This is a genomic window from Paraburkholderia caffeinilytica (assembly GCF_051027425.1).
In the GTDB taxonomy this organism is placed as follows: domain Bacteria; phylum Pseudomonadota; class Gammaproteobacteria; order Burkholderiales; family Burkholderiaceae; genus Paraburkholderia; species Paraburkholderia caffeinilytica_A.
This window is the reverse complement of the sequence record NZ_CP186552.1, coordinates 1,171,158-1,185,778: the sequence shown is the minus strand read 5'-3', so window position 1 is coordinate 1,185,778 and position 14,621 is coordinate 1,171,158. Positions and strand designations below refer to the sequence as shown.

The following is a 14,621-nucleotide window of genomic DNA, read 5'->3' as shown; positions in this document are numbered from 1 at the left end:
CGTGCCGACCCGCTTATGCGAACCCGAAACTCCACTGCGGCACGCGCATCGAATGGCGCGTTGCGCGCTGTCGATGCCGGCACCGACGCCGCCGGCGTCGACCCGTTCGACGACGTGAGCGAGCACGGCACGCCGAATCATGCCAATCACGCGAATGGTTTCCACGGCGTGAACGGCGCGAGGGTCGAGCGCCCCGAGAACGATCCCCACCACGAACCGCTCAGCCCCGACGATCCGCTCGCCCCGCTGCCCTTCAACCCGTATAAGGGCAATCGGGGGCTGACCCGCGCATGGCATGCGATGAAAAATTCGCTCGCCGGATTTCGCGTGGCGATCCGCGAAGAAAGCGCGTTTCGCCAGGAGCTCACGCTCGCCGCGATTCTGATTCCGTGCGGCGTGCTGGTGCCGGTCGATCCCGTGTCGCGCGTGTTGCTGCTCGGCTCGGTGTTTCTGGTGCTGATCGTCGAATTGCTGAATTCGAGCGTCGAGGCCGCCATCGACCGGATTTCGCTCGAGCGCCACGAGTTGTCGCGCCGGGCCAAAGATCTCGGCAGCGCGGCGGTCATGGTCGCACTCGGCATGTGCGTGATGACGTGGGGACTGATCGTCGGGCCACTCGTCGTGCGCTGGGTTAAAGCGTGGCTGTAAAAACTCGCTTTACGTCGCCGCCAAAGGTCCTGAAAACGTCCCAAAGAATGAAAACCCTGAGTATCCGCTTGGTATAAGAACGGTCGGTTTATAATCGTCTGACAGTCTCACGGAAAACCGTCGAGGCGCTCAATCAAAATACCAACCGCGTCCGGGTGGATCACGCAACAGCGGCATGCCGCCACGCGCCCAGCCCGGCGAAACCAGGGCCGGACGACATGGAAGCCAAACCTCCCCGCCGCACCCGCGAACGGATACTCGAGCTCTCGTTGAAGCTGTTCAACGAGATCGGCGAACCGAACGTCACAACAACGACGATCGCCGAGGAAATGGAAATCAGTCCAGGCAATCTGTACTACCACTTCCGCAACAAAGACGACATCATCAACAGCATCTTCAGTCAGTTCGAGCAGGAGATCGAAAAGCGTCTGCGCTTTCCCGACGATCACCGCGCAACAATTGACGAGATGTGGTCGTACCTGCAGTACATGGTCGATTTCACCTGGCGCTATCGTTTCCTGTATCGTGATCTGAACGATCTGCTGGCGCGCAACCGCACGCTCGAAACGCACTTCAAACAGATCATCAGCCACAAGGTGCGTTTTGCGAGCCAGTTCTGCGAGCAGCTCGTGGCCGACGGAGAAATGGTCGCCACGCCGGAAGAGTTGCACGTGATCGCCACCAACGTCGGGGTGATCGGCACGTACTGGCTGTCGTATCAGTTCGTGATGAACCCGCGCAAGTACAACGAGCAGGAAACGATTCGCGCCGAACTGCACCAGGTGAGCGTGCAGATCGTGTCGCTGATGGCGCCTTATCTGCGCGGCCGCTCACGGCAGATTTTCGACGACCTCGTGTCGGGCAAGCTGCCCAAACGCGAGTTCTACGACTACCTGCCGCCGAAGGAAGGGGCAGCGCCCCGTAACGAACCGAAGGACGTTTGAGCATGAAGTCGGTGTGTGTGTATTGCGGCTCCTCCGACGGAGCCAGACCGTTGTATGCCGAAGCCGCGCGCGCGTTCGGCCGCGCGCTGGTCGAAGCCGATCTCGCGCTGGTCTATGGCGGCGGCAAGGTCGGCCTGATGGGTGTGATCGCCGATACGGTGATGGCCGAAGGCGGCCGCGCAATCGGCGTGATTCCCGAGTTGCTGGTCAACAAGGAAGTCGGCCATAACGGCCTGACCGAGTTGCACGTGGTACCCGATATGCATCATCGCAAGAAGATGATGGCCGATCTGTCCGACGCGTTCGTCGCGATGCCGGGCGGCGCGGGCACGCTCGAAGAGTTGTTCGAGGTCTATACGTGGGCGCAACTCGGCTATCACCAGAAGCCGGTGGCACTGCTGAATATCGACGGCTTCTACGATCCGCTGATCGCGCTGCTCAAGCACACGGTAGACGAGGGCTTCATGCGGCAGACCTACTTCGACATCCTGCAAAGGGATGCCGATCCCGTCGCGCTGATCGACAAGCTGCAACGCTATCAACCGCCGGTCAGCGACAAATGGGCCATCAAACGCGACGCGGTCTGATCTCCGCCTGTTGCGCGTCTCCGGCCTTCTGAACACCCGCCGTACTGCCCCTGCTGAACACACCCGAGGATGAGGTTGCGATGACGAAAACCGTTCTGATCACCGGCGGCAGCCGCGGCATTGGCCGCGCGACCGCACGTTTGCTGGGCGCACGCGGCTGGTCGGTCGGCGTCAATTACGCGCGGAATCTGGCGGCCGCGCAGGAAACCGTTGCTGAAGTGGAACGCGCCGGCGGCCGTGCAGTGCCGATTGCCGGCGACGTCGCCAGCGAGACCGATGTGATCGCGATGTTCGACGCGCTCCAGCAGAAGTTCGGCCAACTCGATGCGCTCGTCAACAATGCCGGGATCGTCGCGCCGTCGAGCCAGCTCGCGGACATGGACCTCGCACGCCTGAAGCGCATGTTCGACGTCAACGTGCTCGGCGCGTATCTGTGCGCACGCGAAGGCGCGCGCCGGATGTCGACCACACGCGGCGGCGCGGGGGGCGTGATCGTGAATATCTCGTCGGCGGCCGCGCGTCTGGGTTCGCCGAACGAATACATCGACTACGCCGGCTCCAAGGGCGCCGTCGACACCCTGACCATCGGCCTCGCCAAGGAACTCGGTCCGCAGGGCGTGCGCGTGAACGCGGTGCGGCCGGGGCTGATCGATACTGAAATCCACGCCAGCGGCGGCAAGCCCGAGCGTGCCGCCCAGCTCGGCGCGACAACCCCGCTGGGCCGTCCCGGCAGCGCCGACGAAGTCGCCGAGTCGATCGTCTGGTTGCTGAGCGATGCCGCCTCCTATGTGACGGGCGCGCTGCTCGACGTCGCCGGCGGACGCTGAATCCCTCTTCTGTTCCCACGGCCGACGGCTCCCGGCGGCCGATTTCTCCCCTTCTCACCCCGAATTCCCGTCGATCTGACGAGGAATCAGCGCGATCTGTCTGACTAGCCGCGATATTCCCTACATTATCTGTAATCCACAGTAATAAACCAGGACTACAATCGCAGCGTTCGCACGCGACCGCATGCGACGCACAGCCACAGCATAAGTCCGCGGCCCACGTCGCCGCGTACGGCGACCAGAGATTCTCATGTACGAAAACCCATCCGCGCCGTGGCGCGCGGGGAACGGTGCGGTTGCGACGCCTGCACCGGCCGGCCCTGCCGATAGCGCGCCGGACAAACAACCCGACCCGGCACACACTGCCGAATCCGGCACGGCTTTGCCGGCCGGTAACACCACCGTAGCCGACGCCTCGACGCCCGCAAGACCCGCCGCGCCGGCCGGTTCCGCGGAGCCCGCCGCTGCGCCTCCCGCTTCGCGCGGAGCCCGGCGCTTGCGCGCGCTCACGGCTGCCCGTCCGATGCGATGGCTGATCGCACTGGCGATCCTGTGCGCCTGGCTTTTGCCGGGCATCCTGGGCCACGAGCCGTGGAAACAGGACGAGACCTATACCTTCGGCATCATCCAGCACATGCTCGACACCGGCGATCTGGTCGTGCCGACCAATGCCGGCCAACCCTTCGTCGAAAAGCCGCCCATCTACGACTGGGTCGCCGCCGGCCTCGCATGGATGTTCGGCCGCTACCTGCCTTTGCATGACGCCGCACGCCTCGCGAGCGCGCTCTTCGCCGGCCTCACCGTCTACTACACGGCACGCGTCGCGCGCCGCGCGGTGGCCGCGTCGAGCTGGCTCGACGTCCGCGTGATCGGCACGCTGGCGTTATTCGCGAGCACGCTCGTCGTCATCAAGCACGTACACGACATGATGACCGACGTCGCGCTGATGGCCGGCGCCGCGATCGGCTTCTGCGGACTATTCGAACTGGTGCTGGTGCACCTGCGCGACGAAGCGCGCCTGCTGCCGGTCGACGCACGCCACCGGCGCCACGCGATTCTGAGCGGCGCGGCAATGTTCGGCGCGGGCGTGGGGGTGTCGCTGCTGGCGAAGGGCCTGTTCGTGCCACTCGTGTTCGGCGCGACCACGGTCGCGGTGCTGGTGCTGTATCCCGCCTGCCGCACGCGCAGTTTTGCCGGGGCGCTCGGCATCGCCGCGCTGGTCTGCGCGCCCTTCGCGCTGATCTGGCCGATCTGTTTCTATCTGCGCTCCGAAGCGCTCTTCAAGGTCTGGCTGTGGGACAACAATATCGGCCGCTTCTTCGGCTTTTCGGTGGCGGAACTGGGCTCTGAAAACGAGAGCCGTCTGTTCGTGCTGCGCACCGTGCTGAGCGTCGGCTTTCCGGTCGTACCGCTGGCGCTGGTCGCACTCGCAGGCGGCGCCTGGCGCCGCTGGCGCGATCCGCGTGTGGCGCTGCCGGTGATCTTCGCGGGGACGGGTTTCGCCGTCCTGCAAAGCTCGGCGACGGTGCGTGAGCTGTACATCCTGCCGTTCATCGCCCCGCTCGCCCTGCTGGCGATGCAAGGCATCGAAAAACTGCCGCGGCGTGTGCACGCGAGCTGGGACATGACGAGCCGCATCCTGTTCGGCAGCACCGCCGCGCTCGCGTGGATCATCTGGTCGATCATGAGCGATCCGGCCAACACGCATGCGTCGCTGCACCGGCTCGGCCGCTGGTTGCCGCTCGACTGGGTCCTGCCGGTCAGGCCCGGGATGATCGCGGCCGCGCTGCTGATGACGCTCGGCTGGCTGTGGCTGCTGCCGGTCTTCAAATACACCGGCAAATGGCGTGGCGCGCTGAGCTGGTGCGCGGGCGCGATTCTCGCGTGGGGGCTGGTGAGCACGCTGCTGCTGCCATGGCTCGACTATGCGAAGAGCTACCGCTCCGTGTTCGAAGAACTCGGCGCCCGCATGAATATCGAATGGAACGATGGCGATTGCATGGCCAGCACGGGACTCGGCGAATCCGAAGCGCCGATGCTGTACTACTACACCGGCATCGAGCATCAACCGACCGCCAACACGGCGACGACCGAGTGCACGTGGCTGATCGAAGAGAGCCGCCGCGACAATGCACGCATGCCGGCCGGCGACTGGCGGCTGTTCTGGTCGGGCGCGCGGCCAGGCGACACCGACGAACTGCTGCGGGTGTTCGTGCGGACTCCGGCGGCGCCCGAGCGCGACGATTAGGACATCGCGCCAGATGACACCTGGCCGGCGCGTCTGCGTATGCTTATGCGCCTGCTTTGCCTTTAGAACGACGAGCCGGGCCCTTTCAGGAAAACGGTTTCTTCAGCCGTCGAAGGCCGCCCGAGCTGCGCATTGCGATGGGGAAAGCGTCCGAAGCGCTCGATGATTCTGGCGTGCCGGACCGCCGAGGAGTAGTACGACGCGCCGCCCGGCTCGGCCTTCAACTGAGTGAACAGGCGCATCGATTCACGCTGGCTCGCAAGCGTCTCGTCGTGTTCGAACGGCAGATACACGAACGCGCGATGATGCACGCCCGGCAATAGAAGATCGGCGCCGCTTGCGATCATCTGTTGCGCGATAAGCAGCGCTTTGTGATCGGCAGCAAAAGCACGCGACGTATCGCGATAGCAATTGCGGGAAAACTGATCCAGCACGATGACCAGCGCCAACGCGCCGAGCGGCGTTACTGTCCAACTGTCGAGGGCGCCTTCGCGCGCCGCGTCGATGAGCGTCCCGAAGCGTTCCAGCAGCATCGCATCGAAAACCTTGTCGCGGGAGAACCAGAGCTTGCGCGCGTGGCCGAAGCCGGGCGTATTCGGGGCGCCGAACCAGCAGTCCAGGACCGCACGCGCCTCTGCATCCTCTGCCGCTTCCGGTTCCGCTCCCCTCTCAACCATTGCGATTGCGCATCCAGTCCGCGGTCTCGAAGAACGACGCCAGCAAGCGCTCTCTCAACGGCTCGGCAAGCCCGACGTCTTCCATCGCCCATGCCATGCAGCGAAGCCACTGATCCCGCTCGCTGGACGCGATCGGAAACGGCATGTGCCGCGCCCTCAGCCTGGGATGCCCGAAGCGGCTGATGTAATGATCGGGCCCACCCATCCAGCCGCACAGGAACCAGAAAAACTTATCGCGCGAGCCGTCGAGCGACTCCGGATGCAAGGCGCGAATCCCGGCGAATTCCGCTTCGAGATCCATCAAGTCGTAAAAGCGGTCGACCAGTTCGCGCACGCGCGCTTCGCCGCCCACCAGTTCGAAGGCCGTCGGCTGTGCGGCGGACACTTCGTCGTTAAGTTCGCTCATACCCAATCACAAAATAGAAAATTCACGCGTCCCGCAGCGATTGCAACGCGGGGCGCGCCAGCACATGCCGCAGGCTTAGCCAGCCGCCCACGCCCGCACAGGCAATGCCGGCCGCAATGCCCGCCGGCAATAACCACGGATCGAAGGCCAGATAAAACTCGAACACGCGCGTCGCCAGTTGCCAGCCGATCACCTGCGCGCCGAGCGCCGCCATCAACCCGGCCAGCGCGCCAACCGCCACGAATTCGGCGATCTGCACCGCGCGCACCTGGCGATGCGAGGCCCCCAGCGCGCGCAGCAGCGCGGATTCTCGCATACGCTCATCGCGGGTGCCGGCCAGCGCCGCGTACAACACCAGCACGCCGGCCGCCAGCGTGAATGCAAACAGGAATTGCACGGCGCCGATCACCTGCTGCAACACGCGCTGCACCTGCGCCAGAATCGGACCGGTGTCGATTGCCGTGAGGTTCGGATAGGCGGCGATCAGTCCGTCGATCGTCGATTGCTTTTCCGACGGTAAGTGGAAACTCGTGATGAACGTCGCCGGGAAATCCTGCAAGGCCGCCGGCGGCATCAACACGAAAAAGTTGACCTTGAACGAGCCCCAGTCGAGCTTGCGCACACTCGTCACCGGCGCGTCGATTTGCAGGCCTGTCACGTCGAAGCGCAGCGTGTCGCCGGGCTTCACGCTGATCAGCTTCGCGAGCCCCTGCTCGATCGAAATCTGCGGCGTCTTGGTATCGCCATACCATGTGCCGGCAGACAGGCGGTTGTCGTCGGGCAGCTCGGTTGTGTACGACAGATTGAATTCGCGGTCGACGAGCCGCTTCGCATCGTCGCCCTTGAACGAATCCGGATTGACCGGCTTGCCGTTGATCGCGATCAGCCGGCCGCGCACCATCGGCGAGAGCACCGTGCCGGGCACGCCGTGCGTGCTCAGATACTGCGTAACGGCTTCGCGCTGGTCGGGCTGAATATCGATGATGAATTCGTTCGGCGCATCGGGCGGCGTCGATTTGCGCCAGCCGGCCACCAGGTCGTTGCGCGTCATCGCGATCAGCAACAGGCACATCAGACCGATGCCGAGCGCGGTGATCTGCAACGCACTCGCGCCGCTGCGCCGCTCCAGCGAGGCCAGCGCGTAGCGCCAGCCGATGCCCGCATTCACACGCTCGCTGCGCACGAAACGCGACGCGCCCCACAACGCCAGCCGCGCGATGCACGCGAACACCAGCAGTCCACCGGCGAAGCCGCCCGCGACGATGCCGCCGAGCTTCAACTCGCCCGCTGCGACGATCAGAAGCGCGGCGAACAGCACAATGCCGAGCGCGTAGGCGGCCCAGGCGGTGCGCCCCGCATCGCCCCATTCGCGACGCAGCACACGCACCGGCGGCACGCGCGTCAACGGCAACAGCGGCGGCAGCGCGAAACCGAGCAACAGCACGAGACCGGCTGCAATTCCTTCGAGCGCGGGCCATGCGGTCGGATACGGCAACACGACGTCGATCAGACTGCCGAGCCACGTCAGCAAGACCAGATGTCCCAGATAACCGAGCGCCACACCAAGCGCGCCGCCGATCAAACCCAGCCCCACGAATTCAAGCGTGAACAGCGCACGCAACGTGGCCTGACTGACACCCAGACAGCGCATCGCCGCGCAACCGTCCAGATGGCGGCGCATATACCGGTGCGCGGCCATCGCGATCGCCACCGCCGCGAGCAACGCGGTGAGCAGCGAGACCAGCGTCAGGAAGTGGCTCGCGCGGTCGAGCGTCTGACGCACTTGCGGCTGACCGTCCTGCAAGGACTCGAGCGCGACGCCGCGCATCTTGCCGCCGTCCACCTTGTCGTGCGCGAATTGAGCGAAGCGCGCCACCGATGCATCCGCGCCCGCCACCAGCAAGCGGTAAGTCACGCGGCTGCCGAAAGTGATGAGGCCGGTCGACTGGACATCGTCGGCACGCAGCATCAAACGCGGCGAAAAATTGACGAACGAGAAACCTCGGTCGAGCTCGCGGGTGATGATCGCGCCGATCGTGAAGCTGCGATTGCCGACCTTCACGGCATCGCCGACATGCAGTTTCAATGCATCGAGCAATGCCTGGTCGACCCAGACCGTGCCCGGCGCTGGAATCGATTGGGTAGGATGATCCGTCGCGCCCGGCGCCGACGCAATCCGCAACGCGCCGCGCAACGGATAACCCGGCGACACCGCCTTGATGGCGGCCAGCCGCGAGACCGGCTGCGCACCGGCCGAGTTGATCATGCTGGGAAAGATCGCCGTGCTGGCGGTATTCAGACCGAGTGCCGTGGCTTGCTGCGCAAACTGCGGATCAACCGGATGATCGGCGCGAACGATGAAATCGGCGGCGATCATGCGCCGCGCATCGCGCTCAAGCCCCTGATGCAGGCGGTCAGCCAGAAAGCCGACACTCGACAGCGCCGCGACGGCCAGTACCAGCGCCAGCAGCAGCATCGTCAGTTCGCCCGCGCGCCAGTCGCGCGCCGTCATGCGGATAGCCTGCCGCAACAGATCCCCGCCGCCCAACCGGCGCGCGGCCTTGGCGCGCGCCGTCACACCTCGTCCCGTATCGCTCAATCGTGCCTGCTCCTGGCAAAGCGCGACACCATGTGCGTCGCCATCCCGCGAAAACCGCCCTGCACGCCGCGCCACAGCCGCGGCAACGCCCAGCCGGCCAACATCAGGAAGCCCACCATCAACACCAGGAACAGCACCGGCACGAACAGCGCGAGCAGCATGCCGCCGAACACGAGGCCGTCTTCAGCGGTCGAGGTCACGACATTCGACACCGGTTCCGGCGACAGGTTGATCAACGCGCGGGTGCCCGCTTTCGCCAGATGCGCGGTGCCCGCCAGCGTGCCGCCCGCGAGTGCCGCGACGGTCAGCAGCGCTGGATCGGCATGGCCGAGCGCGCCGGCTGCCAGGACGGCGCCGGCCGGAATGCGGATAAAAGTATGGACCGCGTCCCATAAGGAATCGAACGCGGGGATTTTGTCGGCGAGAAATTCAGTGACCGTCAGCACGCCGGCCACGCCGATCACCCACGGCGAGGACAGTGCGGACAGCGTATCGGGTAGATGGATGAAGCCCAGGCGTGCAAACACGCCGGCCAGCAGGACTGTCAGATAGAGGCGCAGACCGCTGCCCCATGAGAGGCCCGCAGCGAGCGAAAGTGATTCAAGCATGGCCGCCTCCAGGCGCGCTGTGCGTGCCGGGCGCTTCGACGGGCAAAGGAAAGGGAGCCGCCGCACCGAAGTCGTCAGACCCGCGCCAAGCCGGCCGCGCCAAATAGGACGCGGGCAATTTCAGGTTGGATTCAATCTCATTATAGCCACGTTAATTCGCAGAACGCAGAGCGGCTAACAAATGGCGGACTCTAATTGCGCGGTTCGTGCGCACGCGAACACGCCAGCCCCGTCAGGGAACAAAGGCTCAATGCCCCGACGACAGCTTCAAACCGATCAATCCGATCACAATCAGCGCCGCGCTGGCCACCCGCGCGACCGTCAAAGCCTCGCCCATCATGACGATGCCGAAGATAAACGCGCCCACCGCGCCGATCCCCGTCCACACGGCGTAGGCCGTGCCGAGCGGCAACTGGCGCATGGCCATGGCGAGCAGCACGAAGCTGCCGAGCGCGGTCACGATCGTGAACACGGACGGCCAGAGCCGGGTAAAGCCTTCGGAGGTTTTGAGACCGGCCGCCCACGCGACTTCGAGCAAACCGGCAATCAGCAGAAGAATCCAGGACATGAGACAGCTCCATGGTCAGATGGGGCCGTCCCCGTTCGTAACAGATGCGCAAGGTCGTCCTTACGAACTGTAATTATATCAAAATAGCCTGCCGCCTTGCCGTAGCGAGAGCCGCAAGGGCGCGGCGGACGCCCCCGGCGGGCTCAAACCGAGCCCACCAGCCGGTATCCCACGCCCGTTTCCGTGACGATATGCTCCGGTTGCGCCGGATCGCGCTCCAGTTTCCCGCGCAGATGCGCCATATAAATCCGCAGATAGTGATGACTCTCGACATGCGAGGGCCCCCACACGTCGCGCAGCAATTGCCGGTGCGTCAGCACGCGGCCGGCGTGACGCACCAGCGTCGCAAGCAGGCGGTATTCGATCGGTGTGAGATGGACGGCGGCGCCGTCGCGGCTCACCTGACGCAAAGCCAGGTCGACCGTCACCGCGCCGAAGCGCACCACCGGCGATTCATTCGCTCCGCCCTGATTGCGCCGGCGCATATGCGCGCGGATTCGCGCCAGCAGTTCGGAGACGCCGAACGGCTTGGTGAGGTAATCGTCCGCGCCGGCGTCGAGCGCGGCGACTTTCTCGGTTTCCTGGGTACGGGCCGACAACACGATCACCGGCAATTCGCTCCAGCCGCGCAATTCGCGAATCACGTCGAGACCGTCGGTGTCGGGCAGACCGAGATCGACGATGACGAGATCGGGCTTGCGCGTCGCGGCTTCGACGAGACCTTGCTTGCCGGTCTCGGCGTCGTGCACGACGATGCCCTCGCCTTCCAGCGCGGTTCGCACGAAGCGGCGAATCTGCTTTTCGTCTTCAATCAGGACGACTGTGATGCTCGGGTCACTCATGGCTGGGCTTGGAAAGCGGATTAGGAGTTGAATCGAGGTCGGGCAAGGCGTCGGCGCCTTCGTCTTCCAGCGCGTCCGGCGCTTCGGGCGGCGTTTCCACCGGCAGCGTGAACCAGAAGCGCGCGCCTTCGATGCGGCCGTCCGCGGACACGCGATTGAGCGCGCCGATTGTACCGCCGTGCGCTTCCACGATTGCGCGGCAGATCGCAAGGCCAAGGCCGATGCCCGGCTTGGCCGACTCTTTCTCGCCGCGCGTGAATTTCTCGAACACACGCGCTTCCATGCCGGCCGGCAGACCAGGGCCGTTATCGTCGATCGCGACGCGGACGAACGACTTGCCGTCCGCGTCGAGACGTTGCGCGCCGATCGTCAACGGCGTGTCCGGCGGCGTGTATTTGGCCGCGTTCTCGAACAGGTTGGAAAAGAGCCGCTCCATCAGCACGGCATCGAGATGCAGCAGCGGCAAATCCGCAGGCAGCTTCACCTGCACCGGATGATTCGCCAGCACGCGTTTGCAGGCGCGCAGCGCGGCGCCCACCGTTTCTTCAAGCAGCGTCCATTGCTGGTTCAGTTGCAGGCTGCCTGCCTGCAAGCGCGCCATGTCGAGCAGATTGGTGACGATGCCGGTCATGCGCAGCGCTTCTTCATGAATCGCTTCAACGAGATCGTCGCCGGGTTGCGCACCGGGATGCGCCTCGCGCGATTGCGCCAGCATCGACGAGAAGCCGACGATTGTCGTCAACGGCGTACGCAGGTCGTGCGAAATCGCCGACAGCAGCGAATTGCGCAAACGCTCCGATTCCATATTGACGAGCGCATCGCGCGCAATGTCGACGTAGTGCACACGCTCGAGAGCCAGCGCGATTTGCGCGGCGAACGCGTCGAGCATGCGCTGCTGCTCGGGCACGTCCAGCTCGCGCTCGTCGCGCATCACGACTGCGAGCACGCCGCGTGTACGCATCGGCGCTTTCAGCGGCAGGTACAGCGCGGCGGCGGCCGGCAGCGTATCGGTGCCGTGCCCGGCCGGCTTCTGCTGGTCGTAGACCCATTGGCCGACGTCGCTATCGAGCATCTCGCCTTCGAGCGTGATCGTCGCGTCCGGGTCCTCGATCTTCTGCTTCACCTGGTCGGCGCTGTCCGGCAACAGAATCGCGACGCGCGCGCCGAACACCTCGCTCACGTGCCGGCTGCCGATGCCGACGATCTGCTCCATGGTGAGCGCCGCCGCCAGCTCACGCGCCATCGCATACATCGCACCGGTGCGTTGCTCGCGGCGCCGCGCCACGCTCGCCTCGCGGCGCAAGCTCGACGTGAGATGGCTGATGACGAGCGACGTCAGCAGCATGCCGATGAAGGTCAGCAGATATTGCGTATCGGACACTGAGAGCGACATGCGCGGCGGCACGAAGAAGAAATCGAATGCGGCCACGCTCAGGAACGACAGCACGACACCCGGCCCGCGCCCCAGCTTCACGGCCGTGAAGATCACGCCAAGCAGGTACAGCATGACGAGGTTGGTCAGATCGATATGGTCGATCAACTGGCTCGACAGCAGCGTGATGGCCGCGCAAATCGCCAGCGCGATGCCGTAGGCGCGCGGCGGCGAACGGCGTTCGCGCGCCGTGCTCAGCGCCTCGCGCCACGCATTGGCGGTGGTGTTCAGCAAGCGGCGCTGCTCCCCGCCGTCACGTTCGGACGACGCGCGAATCAGCGTGAGATCGAGATCGCCCGCGCGCTCGGCGATGCGCTCGCCGAGCGGACGGCGCAGCCAGCGCTTGAGCCCCGTGCGCGCCGACGCACCGGCCACCAGCTTCGAGACGTTGCGAGCCTGCGCATAACCGATCAGCGCGGCGACCGCATCGGTACCGGCGAGCGTCGCGGTTTCGGCGCCGAGTTCGGCGGCGAGCTTCAAGGCGTTCAGCGTGCGTTCGCGGCGCGCGTCGGGCAAACGCTGCAGCGCGGGCGTTTCCACATAGACGGCGATCCAGTCGGCCTTCAGGCTGGCGGCGAGACGCGCCGCCGCACGCACCAGCATGGGCGCTTCCGGGCCGGGACCGATGCACACCAGCAAGCGCTCACGCGCCTGCCAGATTCGCTGGATCGAACGATCGGCGCGGTATTCCCGCATTTGCGCATCGACGCGATCGGCCGTGCGGCGCAGCGCCAACTCGCGCAACGCGATCAGATTGCCCTTGCGAAAGAAGTTGCGCACCGCGCGCTCGGCCTGCTGCGGCAAATACACCTTGCCGTCGCGCATCCGGTCGAGCAGTTCTTCGGCGGGCAGGTCGACCAGCGTGACTTCGTCGGCACGATCGAACACACGGTCGGGCACCGTCTCCCAGACGCGGATGCCGGTGATCTGGCCGACCACGTCGTTCAGGCTTTCGAGGTGCTGGACATTGACCGTGGTGTAGACGTCGATGCCCGCATCGAGCAGTTCGTAGACGTCCTGCCAGCGCTTCAGATGCCGCGCGCCCTGCACATTCGAATGCGCGAGTTCGTCGACGAGAATCAGTTGCGGCTTGCGGGCGAGCGCGGCGTCGAGATCGAACTCGCCGAGCTTGCGGCCGCGATACTCGATATGCTGGAGCGGCAGCACGTCGAGGCCGTCGAGCAGTGCGGCGGTTTCGCTGCGGCCATGCGTTTCGGCGATGCCGACCACCACGTCCGCACCTTCATCGGCACGGCGCCGCGCAGCCTGCAACATCGCGTAGGTTTTGCCGACGCCTGCCGACGCGCCGAAGAAAATCTTCAGCCTGCCCCGCTGACGTTTCTCTTCGTCGCGTTGCAGCTTGTCGAGCAGTTCATCGGGATCGGGGCGGTTCATGCTCAATGGTTTTCATAGCAAGGCGAGCGATAGTGCATGCATGGTGGCACGGCAGCGGCCGCGCCGCAAATGGCACAAGCAGCCACGCCGGCTGCCAGTTGCCGGCGATACATGCGGCGCCCAGGCGGCCCGCTGCAAAAGCGGAGTCGCGAACAAATGGCAAAGGCGGCACCACATGGTCGCCGCCTCCTCGAACCACAGCCATCAACCACGCTTATCGGCGTCAGTGACGCTCAACCGTGTTTCATCTCATCGAGCGCCAGATTCAGTTGCAGCACGTTCACACGCGGCTCACCGAAAATACCGAACTGACGACCGCTCGTATAACGATCGACCAGCGCCTGCACATCGTTCGTAGCGAGCTTACGCGCCTTGGCGACGCGGTCGATCTGATACGCGGCGGCCGCCGGGCTGATCTCAGGATCGAGACCGCTGCCCGAGGACGTCACCAGATCGACCGGCACCGGCTTCGACATATCCGTGCCGGCAGCCTTCAGCGCGTCGATGCGGCCTTTGACTTCGTCGAGCAGCGCCGGGTTGGTCGGCCCGAGGTTCGAACCGCCCGAGCTCTGCGGGTTGTACGGCATCGGGCTGGTGGCGGACAGACGGCCCCAGAAGTACTGCGGCGCATCGAACTGCTGGCCGATCAGCTTCGAGCCGACCACTTTGCCGTCCTGCTCGAGCATGCTGCCGTTAGCCTGATCGTGGAAAGCCGCCTGACCGACCGCGGTCATCACGGCGGGATAAGCGAGTCCGGTGACGGCGGTCAGCACCGCGAAAATCACGATCAACGGACGGAACAGATTTTTCATGATGAGTAATTCCTCTTAAACAGCCGCT

General features: G+C 65.0%; 13 protein-coding genes. 5 read left to right on the top strand and 8 right to left on the bottom strand.

Annotation, left to right across the window (positions count from 1 at the left end; translation table 11 throughout):
• The first annotated feature begins 15 nt into the window (after positions 1 to 15).
• From ACOSV0_RS05170 to ACOSV0_RS05150, 5 genes are all read left to right on the top strand, one after another.
• Complete coding sequence (locus ACOSV0_RS05170; RefSeq protein ID WP_434109162.1) at positions 16 to 648, top strand: diacylglycerol kinase; 633 nt, start codon at positions 16 to 18, stop codon at positions 646 to 648.
• Between the two features lie 218 nt (positions 649 to 866).
• A complete protein-coding gene (locus ACOSV0_RS05165) occupies positions 867 to 1,592 on the top strand; it encodes a TetR/AcrR family transcriptional regulator (RefSeq protein ID WP_054034977.1) in 726 nt (241 codons plus the stop codon).
• A 2-nt stretch (positions 1,593 to 1,594) separates the two neighbouring features.
• Complete coding sequence (locus tag ACOSV0_RS05160; protein WP_434109161.1) at positions 1,595 to 2,179, top strand: TIGR00730 family Rossman fold protein; 585 nt, start codon at positions 1,595 to 1,597, stop codon at positions 2,177 to 2,179.
• Positions 2,180 to 2,259: 80 nt separating this feature from the next.
• Complete coding sequence (locus ACOSV0_RS05155; protein ID WP_434109160.1) at positions 2,260 to 3,006, top strand: SDR family oxidoreductase; 747 nt, start codon at positions 2,260 to 2,262, stop codon at positions 3,004 to 3,006.
• A 250-nt stretch (positions 3,007 to 3,256) separates the two neighbouring features.
• Positions 3,257 to 5,254, top strand: coding sequence for an ArnT family glycosyltransferase (locus tag ACOSV0_RS05150; protein ID WP_434109158.1), 1,998 nt, complete (start codon positions 3,257 to 3,259; stop codon positions 5,252 to 5,254).
• 62 nt (positions 5,255 to 5,316) lie between these two features.
• Here the strand turns inward: ACOSV0_RS05150 and ACOSV0_RS05145 are convergent, their stop codons facing one another.
• The 8 genes from ACOSV0_RS05145 to kdpC form a co-directional block, all read right to left on the bottom strand.
• Positions 5,317 to 5,931 (bottom strand): DUF924 family protein, encoded by a 615-nt coding sequence (locus ACOSV0_RS05145; protein WP_434109157.1) that lies wholly within the window; start codon positions 5,929 to 5,931, stop codon positions 5,317 to 5,319.
• Positions 5,924 to 6,337, bottom strand: coding sequence for a group II truncated hemoglobin (locus tag ACOSV0_RS05140; RefSeq protein WP_325043844.1), 414 nt, complete (start codon positions 6,335 to 6,337; stop codon positions 5,924 to 5,926). The genes ACOSV0_RS05145 and ACOSV0_RS05140 overlap by 8 nt, the downstream gene beginning before the upstream one ends.
• A gap of 22 nt (positions 6,338 to 6,359) precedes the next feature.
• On the bottom strand, positions 6,360 to 8,936 hold the full coding sequence (locus tag ACOSV0_RS05135; protein ID WP_434109155.1) for an ABC transporter permease: 2,577 nt from the start codon (positions 8,934 to 8,936) through the stop codon (positions 6,360 to 6,362).
• Positions 8,933 to 9,544, bottom strand: coding sequence for a DUF4126 domain-containing protein (locus tag ACOSV0_RS05130; RefSeq protein ID WP_169489237.1), 612 nt, complete (start codon positions 9,542 to 9,544; stop codon positions 8,933 to 8,935). Before ACOSV0_RS05130 ends, ACOSV0_RS05135 begins: the two co-directional genes overlap by 4 nt.
• 247 nt (positions 9,545 to 9,791) lie before the next feature.
• Positions 9,792 to 10,112, bottom strand: a complete 321-nt coding sequence (gene sugE, locus ACOSV0_RS05125; RefSeq protein WP_054034983.1) for a quaternary ammonium compound efflux SMR transporter SugE — start codon at positions 10,110 to 10,112, stop codon at positions 9,792 to 9,794.
• A gap of 143 nt (positions 10,113 to 10,255) precedes the next feature.
• Entirely contained in the window at positions 10,256 to 10,954 is a 699-nt protein-coding gene (gene kdpE / locus ACOSV0_RS05120) for a two-component system response regulator KdpE (RefSeq protein WP_434109154.1), read from the bottom strand.
• Entirely contained in the window at positions 10,947 to 13,781 is a 2,835-nt protein-coding gene (locus ACOSV0_RS05115; protein ID WP_434109153.1) for a DUF4118 domain-containing protein, read from the bottom strand. Before ACOSV0_RS05115 ends, kdpE begins: the two co-directional genes overlap by 8 nt.
• Positions 13,782 to 14,014: 233 nt before the next feature.
• The gene (gene kdpC, locus ACOSV0_RS05110; RefSeq protein WP_434109152.1) at positions 14,015 to 14,593 is read right to left on the bottom strand and encodes a potassium-transporting ATPase subunit KdpC; all 579 of its coding nucleotides are present in this window, start codon (positions 14,591 to 14,593) and stop codon (positions 14,015 to 14,017) included.
• Between the last annotated feature and the right edge of the window lie 28 nt (positions 14,594 to 14,621).